Here is an 18,488-nt window from a genome sequence, read left to right on the forward strand (position 1 = left end):
AATTGACTCAAAGGGGGAAATCATGGCCCTAACCATCCAACTCACAGGCACGGGTGGCGCTCAGCTGGTGCCCGTTTTCGGCTGCGACTGCGCGGCCTGCCGTCGGGCGCGTTTGCAGGAGGCGCATCGCCGTCGCCCGTGCAGTGCGGTCGTCAAATTCAACGACGCCGTCACGCTGCTGGACGCAGGCATTCCACATCTGATGGACGACTGGCCAGCGGGCAGTTTTCAGCAGTTTTTGCTGACGCACTATCATATGGATCATGTCCAGGGCCTGTTCCCCCTGCGCTGGGGCGTGGGCGCGTCGATTCCGGTGTACGGCCCGCCGGACGAAACCGGCTGCGACGATCTGTTCAAACATCCTGGGCTTCTCGATTTTAGCCATACGGTTGAACCGTTCGTGATGTTTGAGTTACAGGGTTTGCGCGTCACCCCGCTGCCGCTCAATCACTCAAAGCTGACCTTTGGCTATCTGCTGGAGAGCGCCCACAGCCGCGTGGCGTGGCTGTCTGATACCGCCGGACTACCGGACAAAACCGTGAAGTTTTTACTCAACAACCAGCCACAGGCGATGATTATCGATTGCAGCCACGCGCCGCGAGAAGAACCCCCGCGTAACCATTGCGATTTGAACACCGTGATTGCGCTCAACGAGGTGATTGGCTGCCCGCAGGTGATTTTGACGCACATTAGCCACCAGTTCGACGTGTGGATGATGGATAACCCGCTGCCCGAGGGATTTGAGGCAGGGTATGACGGGATGCGGTTAGTGTTTGATTGAGGTATTGCCGGGTGGCGGCTGCGCCTTACCCGGCCTACGGTTCGTGCCCTTGTAGGCCCGCGCAAGCGAAGCGCCGCCGGGCGATAGACCGCACATGTATCACCGATCGTAATCCTCCTCCAGCCTGCGCTCATCGTCCTCCAGCTGACGTCGGTCCTGATCCAGCTGGCGCTGCCGATCGTCTAACTGACGGCGACGATCCTCAAGCTGTCTGCGGCGGTCATCGTACTGACGACTGTCGTTGCGGCGGCTCTCCTCATAACGATCGTCGTCATTCTGGCGATTGCTCGAAGGGTTGTACGCTTCACCGATCGCCTGCTGGATATTCCCAATAGCGTCGTCAATGATATCAGCGTGGGCCATCTGACTGGTGAATGACAGCAGGCCAAAAATCAGAGCGGTAATCGTGCGTTTCATAAAGCCAGTCTCGCGGCAGGTGGGCTGGCTTTACGTTAATCAACGACGATGAAGGCGAGTAGCGGAGGAATCTCAAAGATGACTCACCTTCCGCAGCGCCTGCGCCAGTTGCGTTCGGGTGAAGGGTTTTCGCAGTAGTTCCACGTCCGGCAGCTGCGGATTGTGCATCGGACGTAAATCCTGGCCGCTCACCAGCAGCACCGGCAGATGCGGGAAATGGCTCCGAACGTGGTGGATCACCTCCGCGCCGCTCATTGTGCCCGGCAGCATCAGGTCACTGATAAAGAGTTCGATATCCGCTGACGCCTCCAGCATCTTCAGCGCCTGCTCACCGGTTTCGGCTTCCAGCGTCAGATAGCCGAGCTGATGCAGTTGTTCGCACAAGGTCTGGCGCACGTCGGTTTCATCCTCGAGCACCAGCACCAGCCGATCGCTCTGTTCGGTTTCCGCTGTCGCGAGCGCTTCATCGTGCGAAGCCACCGCCTGCGCCGAGCGTGGGAGTTGCAGGCGTACGGTGGTTCCCTGCCCCGGCGCGCTTTCGATTTCGACGCGCCCACCGGACTGGCGCACAAACCCGTACACCATCGACAGCCCCAGTCCGCTGCCGCTCCCCGTCTGTTTCGTGGTGAAGAACGGCTCGAAGACCTGGGATTTCACCTCCTGCGACATCCCACAGCCGTGGTCGATCACCTCCATCGCCACCATATCCTGCCTGCGCCCATCGCTACGGGTCACGCGCTGATTCCATGTCCGAATCCGAATCACGCCGCTCTGCCCTTCCATCGCATCGCGAGCGTTCATCACCAGATTGATGATCGCATTTTCGAGCTGGCTAACGTCAATCCACGCGGGCCACGCCGGGTGCTGCGCTTCGATGTCCAGCGTCAGCGTGGCGGGCAAAGAGTGATGCATCAGCTCGCCGAGGTTTTCCAGCAACGGTTTCATCTCCACGGCGTGTGGGTGCAGGGACTGTTTGCGCGAGAAGGCCAGCAGGCGCTGGGTCAGAAGCGCGCCGCGTTCGGCGGCCTTGAGCGCGCGGGTGATACGCGGCGCATCCGGCGAGTCGGGATCGACCAGCTCCAGACTGCCAATGATCACCGCCAGCAGATTGTTGAAATCGTGCGCCAGCCCGCCCGTCAGCTGCCCGACCGCTTTCATTTTTTGGCTGTGCAGTAGCGCTTCTTCCAGCCCCACGCGCTCGAGCCGGTCGATCTCCATCTGTGTCGTTTTCTCTTTCAGCAGGCGGGTGGTGTGCTCCAGCGATGCCGTGTTGCGGGCAAAAACGTTAAACGCACGCGCCAGTTCACCCAGCTCGTCGCGGCGCTGGAGCGCAGGCACCGACACGTCCGACTCACCGTGCGCCAGACGCGACATAGCCCGAGAAATAGCCGTCAGGTTAGAGCCTAAATTGCGGTAGATGTACCAGCACGCGCAGCCGGTGATCAGCAGCGCCAGAACGGCGAACACGCTAATAAAGACGCTGATAGAGCGCAGCTCTTTGTGGCTTTGCGCGGTGCGCAGCTCCGACGCCTGCGCCACCTGCGCCACGTATTGGTTGATATCGCTGTTTAAAATCGCCACCAGCGCTTTGATGTGAAACATATACCAGCTGATCGCCAGGTCGCTCTCTTCCAGCTGCTTCGAGAGCGGCGCGAGCTTTTGCAGTTCAGCGTTGAAATCAGGCAACACAAAGTCGATAACCGGCTGGCGAGCAGTCTGTGGCAGCGTGGTGGTCACGCTATTCAACTGCTGAATAGTGGCGCGTGGAGACGGGGTTTCAATCGCCGCCATGATCAGCCGATCCATTTCCGCCAACTGGCGCGCGTCCGGTACGTTGTCACCAAAACGGCGGTTGATATCTTGCAAATGGCGTAAAAAACTTTGGCTTTGATAGAGCGAACTCAGCAGCGCGTTACGCTCCAGATGACGCCGCTGACCACGCTCCAGCATCCCGGTCACGCTCTGCTGTAACTCATTACTCCGGCGAATGATTCGAGCCACCAGCGCCGGTTCCTGCTGCGCCAGCGGCGCATCGGCAAGCTGCTCCAACGAGCGACGCAGCGCCATTTGCGTTTGCTTGAGCCTGTCGGCCTCACTTTTGTACTCCAGCGCCCCAACCACCTGCGAAAGCCGCACCGCCGCCGTCGCCACATTCGCCGTATCGCGTGCCAGATTCATGCTGCCGGTCATGTCGTTCAGGGTCTGTTGCTGGACCTGCTCCTGAATCTGGCTGGCATGACGAAAGCCCAGCACCGCCACGCCGCTGACCATCAGCGTCACCGCCACCACCAGCAGGTTGAAGGAAAGCAGGCGGCCACGGGCGCTGGCGAAAAAGGGTGGACGGCGTGATGGCATGTTGGCTCCGGTGATGTGCGGTTTGATGCCCTCAGCCTCTCCCATAGGGAGAGGGAACGCTTACCCCCTCGCCCAAGGAGTGAGGGAATCCCAATTCCCCTCTCCTTGGGCGAGGGCCGGGGTGAGGGGAAAACTGTGACATCCGTTAACTATTCATAACTATGACAAATATGAACGGCTTCTGACATTTTGCATTTACCGGGATGTGATGGACTGCTGATATCGACCTTCACAGGAGATCCGCCATGAGCAGGACCCCGGTATTAGAGATGCGCAACATTGCCAAAACCTTTGGCAACTTTCACGCGCTCAAGGGTGTGGATCTGACGGTCTGGCCCGGTGAGATCCACGCGTTAATGGGCGAAAACGGTGCAGGCAAAAGTACCCTGATGAAGATCCTCGCGGGGGCGTATATCGCCACCAGCGGCGAGATCTTGATCGACGGTCAGCCGTACAACATCAAAGGCCCGAAAGATGCACTGGCCGCAGGCATTACCCTGATTTATCAGGAAATGCAGCTTGCGCCAAACCTGACGGTGGCGGAAAACATTTTCCTCGGCAGCGAGCTGTCGCGCGGTGGCCTGGTGCAGCGAAAAGAAATGGCGGCGCAGGCGCAGACGGTGATTGACCGCCTCGGTGCCCACTTCAAAGCCACCGACCTGGTGATGAAACTGACGATTGCCGAGCAGCAGCAGGTCGAAATCGCCCGCGCATTGCACCGCAACAGCCGCGTGCTGGTGATGGACGAACCGACCGCCGCCCTCTCTTCGCGCGAAACTCATCGCCTGTTTGAACTGATTTTGCGCCTGCGCGATGAAGGGATGGCGATTATCTACATCAGCCACCGCATGGCCGAAGTTTATGAACTGTCCGATCGCGTCAGCGTTTTGCGCGACGGTCAGTACGTCGGCAGCCTGACCCGCGACAAACTCAACGCCTCCGAACTGGTCAGGATGATGGTCGGTCGCCCCTTAAGTGACCTGTTTAATAAAGAGCGCGATATCCCGCTGGGAAGTGCGCGCCTGAACGTCCATCACCTGACCGACAGCAAAAAAGTGCAGCCGTGCAGTTTGCAGGTGCGATCCGGTGAAATTGTCGGGCTGGCCGGGCTGGTTGGGGCCGGGCGTTCGGAGCTGGCGCAGCTGATCTTCGGCGTACGCAAAGCCACGGGCGGCATGATTGAAGTCGACGGCGAACCGGTGGTGATCCACTCCCCACGTGCCGCCATCGACCACGGCATCGGGTTTTTAACCGAGAACCGCAAAGAACAGGGGCTGTTTTTAGAGCTGGCGGCGCAGGAGAACATCACTATGGCAACACTGGAGCGCGATTCGACCTGGGGCATGCTCGACCGCAAAAAAGCCCAGTCGATCTCCGATGACGCCATCGCCCTGCTTAACATTCGCGTCCCGCATTCCCAGGTTCGCGCCGGTGGGCTGTCCGGTGGCAATCAGCAAAAACTGCTGATCTCCCGCTGGGTGGCGATTGGCCCACGCATTCTGATCCTTGATGAGCCGACGCGCGGCGTCGACGTCGGGGCAAAAAGCGAGATCTACCGGATCATGAACCAGATGGCGCGCAAGGGCGTGGCGATCCTGATGATCTCCAGCGAATTGCCGGAAGTGGTTGGTATGAGCGACCGGGTCTACGTGATGCGCGAAGGGAGCATTGCCGGGGAGTTGCTCGGCGAAAGCATCACTCAGGAAAATATTATGACGCTGGCAACCGGCGTGAACGACACTCATCAGGCGGTGCAATCATGACACATTCAACCAATCCGCAGCAGGTGGCGAAATCCGCCTCCGCCAAAAAAATGCTGATGAGCGATCTGATGCAAACGGTCGGGATTTTACCGATTCTGATTCTTATCGTGGCGGTATTTGGCTTTATCGCGCCGAACTTTTTCACCGAAAGCAATCTGCTCAACATCACCCGTCAGGCGTCAATCAACATCGTGCTGGCCGCCGGGATGACCTTCATCATTTTGACCGGCGGAATCGACCTGTCGGTAGGATCGATTCTCGGCACCACGGCGGTGGCGGCGATGGTGGTGTCCCTCATTCCCGAACTGGCGATGCTGTCAATTCCGGCGGCGCTGATGCTCGGTATGGTGCTGGGATTGTTTAACGGCGCGCTGGTGGCCTTTGCCGGACTGCCGCCGTTTATTGTCACCCTCGGCACCTATACGGCCCTGCGCGGGGCGGCGTATCTGCTGGCCGACGGCACGACGGTCATCAACTCGAATATTAATTTTGAATGGATCGGCAATAACTACCTCGGCCCGATTCCGTGGCTGGTGGTGATTGCCCTGGCGGTGATTGCCGTGTGCTGGTTCATCCTGCGCCGCACCACGCTGGGCGTTCATATCTACGCGGTAGGCGGCAACATGCAGGCCGCGCGACTCACCGGGATCAAAGTCTGGCTGGTGCTGTTGTTTGTTTATGGCATGAGCGGTTTGCTCTCTGGACTCGGTGGGGTGATGAGCGCCTCACGCCTGTACAGCGCTAACGGCAACTTAGGCACCGGCTATGAGCTGGATGCCATCGCGGCGGTGATCCTCGGCGGGACCAGCTTCGTCGGCGGGATCGGCACGATCACCGGCACGCTGGTGGGTGCGCTGATCATCGCCACCCTCAATAACGGCATGACGTTAATGGGCGTTTCGTATTTCTGGCAACTGGTGATCAAAGGGGCGGTGATCATCATTGCGGTGCTGATCGACAAATACCGTACCCGACACCATCAAAGTGCATAACAACAACACCCTACGATAATGAGGAAAACAGCATGAGATTGAAGCCACTGGTTACCGCGCTCTGTGCTGGCGCACTGCTTGCCGCAGCCCCGTTTGCGCAGGCGAAAGATCTGAAATCCATCGGCGTGACGGTGGGCGATCTCGCCAACCCGTTCTTCGTGCAGATAACGAAAGGAGCGGAGCTGGAAGCCCGCAAACTGGCGGGGGATAACGTCAAAGTGACGCTGGTCTCCAGCGGCTACGATCTGGGCCAGCAGGTTTCTCAGATTGATAATTTTATCGCCGCGAAGGTCGATATGATAATTCTCAACGCCGCTGACTCGAAAGGGATCGGCCCGGCGGTGAAGCGCGCGAAAGAGGCGGGGATCGTGGTGGTGGCGGTTGACGTGGCAGCCGAAGGGGCCGATGCGACTATTACCTCCGATAACACCCAGGCGGGCGAAATGGCCTGTAAATACATCACCGACCGCCTGAAAGGCAAAGGCAATGTGGTGATCATCAACGGGCCGCCGGTCTCTGCGGTACAAAACCGTGTGGAAGGCTGTCAGACCGAATTCAAACGCCACCCGGATATCAAAGTGCTGTCGGATAACCAGAATGCCAAAGGCAGTCGTGAGGGCGGACTGGAAGTGATGACCGCGCTGCTGGCGGCCAATCCGAAGATTGACGGCGTGTTCGCGATTAACGATCCGACGGCGATCGGTGCCGATCTGGCGGCGAAACAGGCCCAGCGCAGCGAGTTCTTCATCGTCGGCGTGGACGGCAGTCCGGACGGTGAAGAGGCGCTGAAGCGCGAGAATTCACTGTTTGTGGCGACGCCAGCGCAGGACCCGCAGGTGATGGCGGCGAAAGCGGTAGAGATCGGCTATGACATTCTGCAGGGCAAACCTGCGCCGAAAGAGCCTGTGCTGATCCCGGTGACGATGATCGATAAGAAGAGCGTCGGGACATATAAGGGGTGGACGGTTAAGTAATATTTGTGCGGCCTGATGCCCTCACCCTAACCCTCTCCCACAGGGAGAGGGGATTTTTCCCCCTCTGCATTTGGGAGAGCGTACTTTTCCCCCTCTGCATTTGGGAGAGCGTACTTTTCCCCCTCTGCATTTGGGAGAGCGTACTTTTTCCCCTCTGCATTTGGGAGAGCGTACTTTTTCCCCTCTGCATTTGGGAGAGCGTACTTTTTCCCCTCTACATTTGTGAGAGGGTACTTTTTCCCCCTCTCCCTTGGGGAGAGGGCCGGGGTGAGGGGCCCAGCGCATACCATCAAAAGGAGTTCCCATGAAACGCTCCGAAATCAATGAAATTCTCGGCCATACGCGGCAGTTCTTTTCAATGCATAACGTTCACCTTCCGCCGTTTGCCAGCTTCCCGCCGACCCAATGGCGGCAGCTCGATCATAACGCCTGGCGCGAAGTGTTCGATCTCAAACTCGGCTGGGATGTGACCGCCTTCGGCGGCAATAGCTTTGCCGCTCAGGGACTGACCCTGTTCACCTTGCGCAACGGGTCTCCGAACGGCGTGCCTTACGAAAAATGCTACGCGGAAAAAATCATGCACGTCCGCGACGGCCAGGTCACGCCGATGCATTTCCACTGGCGTAAACGCGAGGACATCATCAATCGCGGCGGTGGAAATCTGATTATTGAGCTGTGGAACGCGGGCGGTCATGAAGAGACCGAAAACACCGACGTCACGCTGGTGGTCGATGGCTGTATTCAGACCCACGCGCCCGGCAGCCAGCTGCGCCTCGCTCCGGGGGAGAGCATCTGTCTCACGCCCGGCCTGTACCACAGTTTCTGGGGGGAGCGCGGGTTTGGCGATGTGCTGGTGGGGGAAGTGTCATCGGTCAATGACGACGAACACGACAACCACTTTTTGCAGCCGCTCTCGCGCTACAACAACATTGAAGAAGACGAAACGGCGGTGCTGGTGCTCTGTAACGAGTACAGCCTGTTTCGAACCTAAGGAGTGAATAATGCCGCTAATTTCTCTCGCCGCCGGGCTGGAACACGCCCGTGAACATCGCTACGCGCTCGGCGCGTTTAACGTGCTCGACTCGCACTTTCTGCGCGCCCTGTTCGCCGCCGCAACTCAGGAGCGCTCGCCGTTTATCATCAACATCGCCGAAGTGCATTTTAAGTACCTTTCGCTGGATTCATTAGTCGAAGCGGTCCGGTTCGAGGCCGCGCGACACGATATTCCCATAGTCCTCAATCTCGATCACGGCCTGCATTTTGAGGCAGTCGTGCGGGCGCTGCGCTTAGGATTCAGCTCCGTGATGTTTGATGGCTCAACCCTTAGCTATGAAGAGAATATTCGCCAGACCCGGGAAGTTGTGAAGATGTGCCACGCCGTGGGCGTGTCGGTGGAAGCGGAGCTGGGCGCGGTCGGCGGTGACGAAGGCGGTGCGCTGTACGGCCACGCCGACAAAGCGTTTTTCACCGACCCGGCCCTGGCACGCGATTTTGTCGATCAGACCGGCATTGATGCCCTCGCCGTGGCGATTGGCAATGCCCACGGGAAGTACAAAGGCGAGCCGAAGCTCGATTTTGCGCGCCTTGATGCGATCCGCCAGCAAACCGGCCTGCCGCTGGTGCTGCACGGTGGGTCCGGGATCAGCGACGCCGATTTCCGTCGCGCGATTGAGCTGGGCATTCACAAAATCAATTTCTACACCGGGATGTCGCAGGCGGCGCTGGCCTCCGTCGAGCAGCGGATCACCCATCGACAGCCGATTTACGATGAGTTTGCCGAGCTGCTGTTAGGCATTGAAGAGGCGATCACCGACACGGTGTCTGAACAGATGCGTATTTTCGGCAGCGCGGGGAAAGCCTGATGGAACGCCGGGGCGTTATTGCCGCAGGGAATATGCTCGTCGATCATGTGCATCAGATTGTGCAGTGGCCGGAGCGCGGATGGCTGGCAGAGATTATTCACAGCGAGCGGGCCACCGGCGGCGCGCCGCTGAATGTGTTACTCACCCTGGCCAAAATGCACGTTGGCCTGCCATTGCAGGCGGTCGGGCTGATCGGTGACGACAGTGACGGGGACTACATTCTGGCGATGCTCGACCAGTACCACGTCAACCGCCAGCGGGTGCAGCGCACCACTTTTGCGCCGACGTCAATGTCGCAGGTGATGACCGATCCCAGCGGGCAACGCACCTTTTTCCACTCTCCGGCGGCCAACCGCCTGCTGGATCTCCCGGCGTTTGATCGGCTCGATCCGTCGATGAAGATTTTCCATCTCGGGTATCTGCTGCTGCTCGACAGCCTGGATCTGCCGGACGACGAGTTTGGCACCCGCAGCGCGCGTCTGCTCTCCCAGATGCGCGACCTGGGGTACGAAACATCGCTCGATTTAGTGTCGCGCAAAGGCGATCCGCGCTATCAGCCGCTGGTGCTCCCTGCCCTGCGCTATGTGGATTATCTGGTGATTAACGAGCTGGAAGCCGGTGAGTTTAGCGGGCTGGAAATGCGCGACAGCAGTAATACACCGAACATTTTGCATATCGCCGAAGCCGCGTCGCAGCTGCTGGCGGCAGGTGTGCGCCAGCGCGTAGTGATTCACTGCCCGGAAGGTGCCTGGGGCGAAGCGCCGGGTGAGCAAGGCCAATGGGTGCCCTCACGACAGCTGGAACCGGATGAGATTATCGGCAGCGTCGGGGCTGGGGATGCGTTTTGCGCGGGCTTTTTATACGGCTGCCACGAGGCGTGGTCCCTGCCAGACAGCATTGCCCTGGCGCACGCCTGCGCGCGGGCCAGTCTGCTGGCGGCGAATGCCATTGATGGCGCGAAAACGCTGGTCGAGCTGGAATCCAGCCTTTAGGCCGCTTTATCGTTGTGAGAAACGTCTGCGGCAAAGACATAGCCGAGGCCGCGAATGGTTTTGATCAGCAGCGGCTGATGGGGATTGATCTCAATTTTTCGCCGCAGGCGCATGATCAGTACGTCGATCGTGCGATCAAACACTTCGGCGCTTTCGCTATGGGTCAGCTCCAGCAGCTGTTCCCGGCTTAAAACCCTACGCGCGTTCTGCGCCAGAGCTAGCAGTAAACCGTACTCGCCCTGAGTGAGCGCAACGGTCGCCTGCTGCGGGGAGCTTAATTCACAGCGGGTGGTGTCGAGCGTCCAGCCGTTAAAGCCTAATCCCGCTGCGCGCGGCGCAGTCGGTTCCGCCGCCAGCACGCCGGTGCGCCGCAAGACAGCTTTGACGCGGGCAACGACGACGCGCGGATTAAAGGGTTTGCCGATGTAATCATCCGCACCCATTTCCAGCCCGACGACCACATCCGATTCGCTACCGAGACCCGTAAGCATAATCACTGGCAGCTCAGGGCGCTGCTTCTGGAGCTGTTGTAAAACCTGCAATCCGTTGATATCCGGCAGCATCATATCCAACAACACCAGCGCGATGCCCGGCTCTCGCTGGGCCAGCGCCAGCGCATCCCGCCCGGTGTGGCAGACGTGCACGGTAAAGACGTGCTCGTTAAGCACATCCTGCAGCAGTTCGCAGACCGCCGTATCGTCATCAACCACCAGAATCGCCGGTTTCATCGTATGCTTCCGTCAGGGGATTATGTTAAGTCTGACCTATTCTGCAATCGGCTCCAGCCAAATCCATCATTGCGTGATGGAATTTCAACCCATGTCACATCCATTGCCTCTTCGACACGTCAATTTTGACGATTGCCTGCGTCTCGTCAGGGTTTTGACCAAACATCGGCCGTAAAGTCAGGCGATACCCACAATAAAAACATGGCATAGAAGCTGCATAATGGGTGGGAAATATGTGATTAACTGGAGCGATACCGATGAAAAAAGTCGTCACGGTTTGCCCCTATTGTGCCTCGGGTTGCAAGATAAACCTGGTGGTCGATAACGGCAAAATCGTCCGGGCGGAGGCTGCACAGGGTAAGACCAATCAGGGCACGCTGTGCCTGAAAGGCTACTATGGCTGGGATTTTATTAACGATACCCAGATCCTCACCCCCCGTCTGAAAACCCCCATGATCCGTCGTCAACGCGGCGGCAAGCTGGAATCCGTCTCCTGGAACGAGGCGCTGGACTACGTCGCCAAACGCCTGAGCGATATCAAAGCCAAATACGGCCCGGACGCGATCCAGACCACCGGCTCATCGCGTGGAACGGGTAATGAAACTAACTATGTAATGCAAAAATTCGCGCGCGCCGTTATTGGTACCAATAACGTCGACTGCTGCGCTCGCGTCTGACACGGCCCATCGGTTGCAGGTCTGCACCAGTCGGTCGGTAACGGCGCAATGAGTAATGCTATTAACGAAATCGATAACACCGATTTGGTGTTTGTTTTCGGCTACAACCCAGCGGATTCCCACCCTATCGTGGCGAATCACGTGATTAACGCGAAACGCAACGGGGCGAAAATCATCGTTTGCGATCCGCGTAAAATTGAAACCGCACGCATCGCGGATATGCACATCGCGTTACGCAACGGCTCGAATATCGCGCTGCTGAATGCGATGGGTCACGTCATTATCGAAGAAAATCTCTACAACCAGGCCTTTGTTGCTACTCGTACGGAAGGCTTCGAGGAGTATCGCAAGATTGTCGAAGGCTACACGCCAGAGTCGGTCGAAACGATTACCGGCGTCACTGCGCAAGAAATTCGCCAGGCGGCGCGGATGTACGCTGCCGCCAAAACCGCGTCGATTCTGTGGGGCATGGGCGTGACCCAGTTCTATCAGGGCGTGGAAACCGTGCGCTCGCTAACCAGCCTCGCGATGCTGACGGGCAACCTCGGCAAACCGCACGTCGGCGTTAACCCAGTGCGTGGGCAGAATAACGTTCAGGGTGCCTGCGATATGGGCGCACTGCCTGATACCTATCCGGGCTATCAATATGTGAAGTTCCCGGAAAACCGCGCCAAATTTGCCAAAGCGTGGGGCGTAGAGAGTCTGCCAGAACATACCGGGTATCGCATCAGCGAGCTGCCGCATCGTGCGGCGCACGGTGAAGTGCGTGCGGCTTACATCATGGGCGAAGATCCGCTGCAAACCGACGCCGAACTGTCGGCGGTGCGCAAAGGCTTTGAAGATCTCGAGCTGGTGATTGTGCAGGACATCTTCATGACCAAAACCGCGGCGGCGGCGGATGTGATTTTACCGTCAACATCCTGGGGCGAGCACGAAGGGGTCTACACCGCGGCGGACCGCGGCTTCCAGCGCTTCTTTAAAGCGGTCGAGCCGAAGTGGGATCTGAAAACAGACTGGCAAATCATCAGCGAAATCGCCACCCGCATGGGTTATCCGATGCATTACAACAACACCCAGGAGATCTGGGATGAGTTGCGCAATCTGTGTCCGGATTTCACCGGGGCAACCTATGAAAAAATGGGCGAACTGGGCTATATCCAGTGGCCGTGCCGCGATGAGTCAGAGGCCGATCAGGGTACGTCTTACCTCTTTGCCGAGAAGTTCGACACCCCGAACGGGCTGGCTCAGTTCTTCACCTGCGACTGGGTGGCGCCTATCGATAAACTCACCGAAGAATATCCAATGGTACTGTCAACGGTGCGTGAAGTGGGCCACTACTCCTGTCGTTCGATGACCGGGAACTGTGCGGCGCTGGCCGCGCTGGCGGATGAACCGGGCTACGCACAGCTTAACACCGCCGATGCTGCACGACTGGGCATTGAGGATGAAGCGCTGGTGTGGGTCAACTCGCGCAAAGGCCGGATCATCACCCGTGCGCAGGTGAGCGATCGCCCAAACAAAGGGGCGGTTTACATGACCTATCAGTGGTGGATTGGCGCCTGTAACGAACTGGTGACGGAAAACCTCAGTCCGATAACCAAAACGCCGGAGTATAAGTATTGCGCCGTACGCGTTGAATCGATTGCCGACCAACAAAGCGCCGAACAATATGTGATAGATGAATATACCAAACTGAAAGCCAGATTACGCGAAAGCGCGATGGGTTAGCTTTATTACACGTTCAACGCATATAAGGGATGATTTATTCATCCCTTTTTTTATTGGTAGCTTTCATATAAATTACACCAATATTATTACGGAACCCCGCTCGCAGAATAATATGCAATTTTAAAAGAATGAAATTACATCTTTGCATTTTAATTCAGAGGGATAAGATGGCGACGGGTGCTTAAGACTTTCTGTTTTGAGCATAGAGTTAAGTATTAGCAAGGAGCAGAAAGTGGAAAGCCCCAGGAAAATTTTCATTCACCTGAGGCTACTCGCATGGCACTACGTATAAATACGTAACCATGCAACCACATCAACTCCACCAAGTTGAGAGTAGCCTCTTATTCTTTTTGACGCAAGGAGTAATAGGCATGACGCCTTTAAAAACCATGTTAGGCATTGTATTAATCGTTTGTCTAACGATCGTGATTTTTACCTTTATTAATCGCGGCAGGCTATGCGAGTTATCAATAAAGAGTGAACATCAGGAGGTGGCGGCAAAATTAGCCTGTATTGCGGGTTAATTTTGTGGGCGGGGAAACCCGCCCGGCTTGTCTGGACGCTGAGGTCTTAACGCACCCTTTTTATTCTTCTCAGACCGCGATTATACTGGCCGCTGTAGACCCGAAAGATAAGAGCTTATGAAAACCCTTTTTACGCTGTTATTCCTTTTTACCTCGTTTGTGAGGGCTGACGAACTCGGCAGCCAATATAAAGAACAAGCCGAAGCAGGCGATGCGCGGGCCCAGTACTATCTGGCCGATACCTACTTTAGTGCGGGCGATGATAAACAGGCCGAGCTGTGGGCAGAGAAATCCGCAAAAGGCGGTGAAGTCGATGCTGTGGCACTGCTGTCACAAATTCATTTTAAACACGCCGACTACGCGCAGGCCAAAACGCTGGCGCAACAGGCAACCATTGCGGGCAGTAAACGCGGGGCCATCATGCTGGCGCGACTGTTGGTGAATACCCAGGCGGGTAAAACGGATTATCCTCAGGCGATAAAACTGCTGCGGACCGCCACCGATGATATCGACAGTGACTCTGCGGTTGATGCGCAGATGCTGCTGGGTCTGATTTACGCCAACGGCGTTGAGATGCCGCAGGATGATGCGCAGGCGGAAATGTGGCTCAAGCGCAGCTCTGCCATTTCGCGTACCGGTTACGCAGAATACTGGGCGGGTATGGTCTTCCAGCAGGGTGAAAAAGGCTTTATCACACCAAATAAACAGAAGGCGCTGTACTGGTTTAATCTGAGCTGTAGCGAAGGGTTTGATACCGGATGCGAAGAGTTTGATGCTCTGAGTGGGGAGTAAAAAGCCTGATGGCGCTACGCTTATCAGGCCTAAAGTGAACACCTGTTTTGTAGGCCGGGTAAGGCGAAGCTGCCACCCGGCTTTTTTTTACGTTACTGATCCGCCGTCTTATCAAAACGACCCAGCACGTCGCGCTCGTACGCCAGCGCTTTTTTACGGTCGAACTGATGTTCCCACTTGGCGATAACCAGCACCGCCAGCGCATTCCCCACCACATTCAGCGCGGTACGCGCCATGTCGAGAATACGGTCAACACCGGCGATAAACGCCAGGCCTTCCAGTGGAATACCGACGCTACCCAGCGTTGCCAGCAGCACGACGAAGGAGACACCCGGCACGCCGGCGATCCCTTTTGACGTCACCATCAGCGTCAGCACCAGCACGATTTCCTGCCACAGGGACAGATCGATTCCGTACAGCTGGGCGATGAAAATCGCCGCAATACTCTGGTACAGCGTTGAGCCATCGAGGTTAAAGGAATACCCGGTCGGCACCACGAAACTGGTGATAGACGCTGGCGCGCCATAGGCTTCCATCTTCTCAATAATACGCGGCAGCACGCTCTCGGAGCTGGCCGTGGAGTAAGCCAGAATCAGCTCGTCTTTCAGAATACGAATCAGGATCCAGATGCTCAGCCCGCAGATACGCGCGACCAGCCCCAGCACCACCAGCGCAAAGAACAGAATCGCGAAATGCACCAGAAGAACCAGCTTCGCCAGCGGCCACAGGGAGGCAAACCCGAAGTTCGCCACGGTCACAGCGATCAGCGCAAACACACCCACCGGGGCGTAGCGCATCACCATATGCGTCACTTTAAACATGGTTTCGGAGATCGAACGGAACACCGTCACCAGCGGTTCGCGGTGCGTGGCGGGCAGGGAGGAAAGGCCCAGACCAAACAGCACCGAGAAGAAGATGATCGGCAGCATTTCGCCTTTCGCCATCGACGCCACGATATTGGTCGGCACCAGCGACAAGATAGTCCCCATCAGGCCATGTGCATGGCTTTGCACTTCTGCGGTTGTGCTTTGGTATTTCGAAATATCCACCGTCGCCAGTTGTGACATATCAATCCCGGAACCCGGCTGGAACACATTCGCCAGCGTGATACCTAAAATGATAGCAACCGTAGTGATCACTTCGAAATAGATGATGGTTTTCGCACCAATACGGCCTAACTGCTTGGCATCGCCCACACCCGCGATACCTACGATAAGCGTAGAGATCACAATCGGGACAACAATCATTTTGATCAGGTGAATAAAGATATCGCCCGCCGGTGACAGCATATTCGCCACCAGCCACTCGCGGTCGTCACTGTGATAATGCAGATAACTGCCCAGCAAGATGCCCAGCACCATCGCCAGCAAAATTTGCCAGGCAAGGCTGATTTTCAAATTTTTCATAAAAACGGACTTCCTCAATGAAGCGCCCTTCCCCATTACTGGCAGGAATGGCACATACTGAAAGGGTATGAATTGTGTTGCGTTGGTTTATAGGGTTTTTAACGCGCCGTATCAGTATCATTTGCATGGCCTGCTGCGCAACCCTTTAAGAACGAGGCTTTTCACTACAAAAAGCCGATATGACGCTAATTTGTAATAATTCTTATAAATAACCTTTTGTTATAAAAAAGCTTTTTTTCAACTAAATGTGAATAATCCACGCAGTAAATTATTTCCCTTCAAAGTTTCGATTGCTGATTTTTTAATCTGTTCATTTAATGCGTGATCTGTCGCCCAAATAACAAACAAAGCTATCAAAGCCCCTACAATTAACGTTTTTGCGACATATTATTAACATCCTAAAAGGAGAACAAAAGCCATGAGCCAAATTCACAAACACGACATTCCCGCAAATATTGCGGACCATTGCCTGATAAATCCGGAGCAGTACCAGCAAAAGTACCAGCAATCTGTCTCTAACCCTGATGCCTTCTGGGGTGAGCAGGGCAAAATTCTTGACTGGATCACGCCGTATCAGAAGGTGAAAAACACCTCTTTTGCGCCGGGCAATATCTCCATCAAATGGTATGAAGACGGCACGCTGAACCTTGCAGCGAACTGTCTGGACCGCCATCTTGCCGAGCGCGGCGATCAGACCGCCATTATCTGGGAAGGCGACGACGCCTCGCAGAGCAAACACATTACCTATAAAGAGCTGCACCGCGACGTCTGTCGTTTTGCCAACGTGCTGCTTGAACAAGGCATCAAAAAAGGCGATGTGGTCGCCATTTATATGCCAATGGTGCCGGAAGCCGCCGTGGCGATGCTCGCCTGCGCACGCATCGGCGCCGTGCACTCGGTGATTTTCGGTGGTTTCTCGCCTGAAGCGGTCGCCGGGCGCATTATCGACTCCAGTTCAAAACTGGTGATCACCGCTGACGAAGGCTTGCGTGCCGGTCGCGGCATCCCGCTGAAAAAAAACGTCGATGAAGCGCTAAAAAACCCGAACGTCAAAACCATCACCAACGTCATCGTTCTCAAACGCACCGGCGGCAACGTCGAGTGGAAAGAGGGCCGCGACCTGTGGTGGAGCGACCTGATTGAAAAAGCCAGCGATCAGCATCAGCCTGAAGCGATGAACGCTGAAGATCCGCTGTTTATCCTTTATACCTCCGGCTCCACCGGCAAGCCGAAGGGCGTGCTGCACACCACCGGCGGATATCTGGTTTACGCGGCATCGACCTTTAAATACGTTTTTGACTATCACCAGGGCGACATTTACTGGTGTACCGCCGACGTCGGCTGGGTCACCGGCCACAGCTATCTGCTGTACGGCCCGCTGGCCTGCGGCGCGACCACGCTGATGTTCGAAGGCGTACCGAATTGGCCGACGCCTGCCCGTATGTGTCAGGTGGTCGATAAGCACAAGGTCAACATTCTTTATACCGCCCCAACCGCCATTCGCGCCCTGATGGCCGAAGGCGACAAAGCCATCGAAGGCACCGACCGCTCCTCCCTGCGTATTCTCGGCTCGGTTGGCGAGCCGATTAACCCGGAAGCCTGGGAGTGGTACTGGAAGAAAATCGGCAACGAAAAATGTCCGGTAATGGATACCTGGTGGCAGACTGAAACCGGTGGTTTCATGATCACCCCGCTGCCGGGTGCCACTCAACTGAAAGCCGGTTCCGCTACCCGTCCGTTCTTCGGCGTGCAGCCTGCGCTGGTGGATAACGAAGGCAACCCGCTCGACGGCGCGACTGAAGGCAACCTGGTGATCACCGACTCGTGGCCGGGCCAGGCGCGTACCCTGTTTGGCGATCACGACAGATTCGAGCAGACCTACTTCTCGACCTTCAAAAACATGTACTTCAGCGGCGACGGCGCGCGTCGTGACGAAGACGGTTACTACTGGATCACCGGACGCGTGGACGATGTGCTGAACGTTTCCGGTCACCGTCTGGGTACGGCTGAGATTGAATCGGCGCTGGTGTCCCATCCGAAAATCGCCGAAGCGGCGGTGGTGGGTATTCCGCACAACATCAAAGGCCAGGCGATTTATGCCTACGTCACCCTGAACCACGGCGAAGAGCCAACGCCTGAGCTGTACACCGAAGTGCGTAACTGGGTACGCAAAGAGATCGGCCCGCTCGCCACGCCGGACGTGCTGCACTGGACCGACTCGCTGCCCAAAACCCGCTCCGGCAAGATCATGCGCCGCATTCTGCGCAAAATCGCCGCGGGTGATACCAGTAACCTCGGCGATACCTCAACGCTCGCCGATCCTGGCGTGGTGGAAAAACTGCTCGAAGAGAAGCAGGCCATCGCAATGCCTTCTTAATACAACTCCGCTCCTGGCGGTCCCCTCTCCCTTGAGGGAGAGGGTTAGGGTGAGGGGGAACAGCGCACGCTGATGCCCTCACCCCGGCCCTCTCCCACAGGGAGAGGGGGAACATAAAAA

The 18,488-nt window shown here is 56.8% G+C and carries 15 protein-coding genes; 11 read left to right on the plus strand and 4 right to left on the minus strand.

The window, feature by feature from the left end; all coding sequences use genetic code 11:
• Positions 1–22: 22 nt before the first annotated feature.
• Entirely contained in the window at positions 23–781 is a 759-nt protein-coding gene (gene phnP, locus JBO43_RS18605) for a phosphonate metabolism protein PhnP (protein WP_202674811.1), read from the plus strand.
• A 99-nt stretch (positions 782–880) separates the two neighbouring features.
• Here the strand turns inward: phnP and yjdP are convergent, their stop codons facing one another.
• Positions 881–1,198: a DDRRRQL repeat protein YjdP gene (gene yjdP / locus JBO43_RS18610; protein ID WP_095280422.1), complete on the minus strand. Its 318-nt coding sequence runs from the start codon at positions 1,196–1,198 to the stop codon at positions 881–883.
• A gap of 72 nt (positions 1,199–1,270) precedes the next feature.
• A complete protein-coding gene (locus tag JBO43_RS18615; RefSeq protein WP_202674812.1) occupies positions 1,271–3,553 on the minus strand; it encodes an ATP-binding protein in 2,283 nt (760 codons plus the stop codon).
• 245 nt (positions 3,554–3,798) lie between these two features.
• Here JBO43_RS18615 and JBO43_RS18620 point away from each other — a divergent pair, with 245 nt between their 5' ends.
• The 6 genes from JBO43_RS18620 (at position 3,799) to JBO43_RS18645 (ending at position 10,136) form a co-directional block, all read left to right on the plus strand.
• Entirely contained in the window at positions 3,799–5,316 is a 1,518-nt protein-coding gene (locus JBO43_RS18620) for a sugar ABC transporter ATP-binding protein (RefSeq protein ID WP_103947456.1), read from the plus strand.
• Positions 5,313–6,308 carry an ABC transporter permease subunit gene (locus JBO43_RS18625; RefSeq protein ID WP_095280419.1) on the plus strand — a complete coding sequence of 332 codons (996 nt, stop codon included), beginning with the start codon at positions 5,313–5,315 and terminating at the stop codon, positions 6,306–6,308. The genes JBO43_RS18620 and JBO43_RS18625 overlap by 4 nt, the downstream gene beginning before the upstream one ends.
• A 32-nt stretch (positions 6,309–6,340) precedes the next feature.
• Complete coding sequence (locus tag JBO43_RS18630; RefSeq protein ID WP_100777973.1) at positions 6,341–7,282, plus strand: ABC transporter substrate-binding protein; 942 nt, start codon at positions 6,341–6,343, stop codon at positions 7,280–7,282.
• A gap of 304 nt (positions 7,283–7,586) precedes the next feature.
• On the plus strand, positions 7,587–8,273 hold the full coding sequence (locus JBO43_RS18635; RefSeq protein WP_202674813.1) for a D-lyxose/D-mannose isomerase: 687 nt from the start codon (positions 7,587–7,589) through the stop codon (positions 8,271–8,273).
• A gap of 10 nt (positions 8,274–8,283) precedes the next feature.
• Positions 8,284–9,144 (plus strand): ketose 1,6-bisphosphate aldolase, encoded by an 861-nt coding sequence (locus JBO43_RS18640; RefSeq protein ID WP_202674814.1) that lies wholly within the window; start codon positions 8,284–8,286, stop codon positions 9,142–9,144.
• Complete coding sequence (locus JBO43_RS18645; protein WP_103947460.1) at positions 9,144–10,136, plus strand: carbohydrate kinase family protein; 993 nt, start codon at positions 9,144–9,146, stop codon at positions 10,134–10,136. Before JBO43_RS18640 ends, JBO43_RS18645 begins: the two co-directional genes overlap by 1 nt.
• On the opposite strand, the gene JBO43_RS18650 is transcribed toward JBO43_RS18645, so the two are convergent.
• Complete coding sequence (locus JBO43_RS18650; RefSeq protein ID WP_202674815.1) at positions 10,133–10,864, minus strand: response regulator; 732 nt, start codon at positions 10,862–10,864, stop codon at positions 10,133–10,135. The genes JBO43_RS18645 and JBO43_RS18650 overlap by 4 nt on opposite strands.
• Positions 10,865–11,121: 257 nt before the next feature.
• Between JBO43_RS18650 and fdhF the strand changes: the two genes are divergently transcribed.
• The 3 genes from fdhF (at position 11,122) to JBO43_RS18665 (ending at position 14,585) form a co-directional block, all read left to right on the plus strand.
• Positions 11,122–13,269: a formate dehydrogenase subunit alpha gene (gene fdhF, locus JBO43_RS18655; RefSeq protein WP_095280412.1), complete on the plus strand. Its 2,148-nt coding sequence runs from the start codon at positions 11,122–11,124 to the stop codon at positions 13,267–13,269.
• Positions 13,270–13,640: 371 nt separating this feature from the next.
• A complete protein-coding gene (locus JBO43_RS18660; protein WP_095284151.1) occupies positions 13,641–13,793 on the plus strand; it encodes a Hok/Gef family protein in 153 nt (50 codons plus the stop codon).
• Positions 13,794–13,910: 117 nt separating this feature from the next.
• A complete protein-coding gene (locus JBO43_RS18665; RefSeq protein ID WP_095280411.1) occupies positions 13,911–14,585 on the plus strand; it encodes a tetratricopeptide repeat protein in 675 nt (224 codons plus the stop codon).
• Positions 14,586–14,677: 92 nt separating this feature from the next.
• Here the strand turns inward: JBO43_RS18665 and gltP are convergent, their stop codons facing one another.
• Complete coding sequence (gene gltP / locus JBO43_RS18670; RefSeq protein ID WP_095280410.1) at positions 14,678–15,991, minus strand: glutamate/aspartate:proton symporter GltP; 1,314 nt, start codon at positions 15,989–15,991, stop codon at positions 14,678–14,680.
• A gap of 418 nt (positions 15,992–16,409) precedes the next feature.
• Here gltP and acs point away from each other — a divergent pair, with 418 nt between their 5' ends.
• On the plus strand, positions 16,410–18,368 hold the full coding sequence (gene acs / locus JBO43_RS18675) for an acetate--CoA ligase (protein ID WP_202674816.1): 1,959 nt from the start codon (positions 16,410–16,412) through the stop codon (positions 18,366–18,368).
• Positions 18,369–18,488 lie beyond the last annotated feature (120 nt).

This window comes from Lelliottia jeotgali (genome assembly GCF_016771845.1).
Taxonomy (GTDB): Bacteria; Pseudomonadota; Gammaproteobacteria; order Enterobacterales; family Enterobacteriaceae; genus Enterobacter; species Enterobacter jeotgali.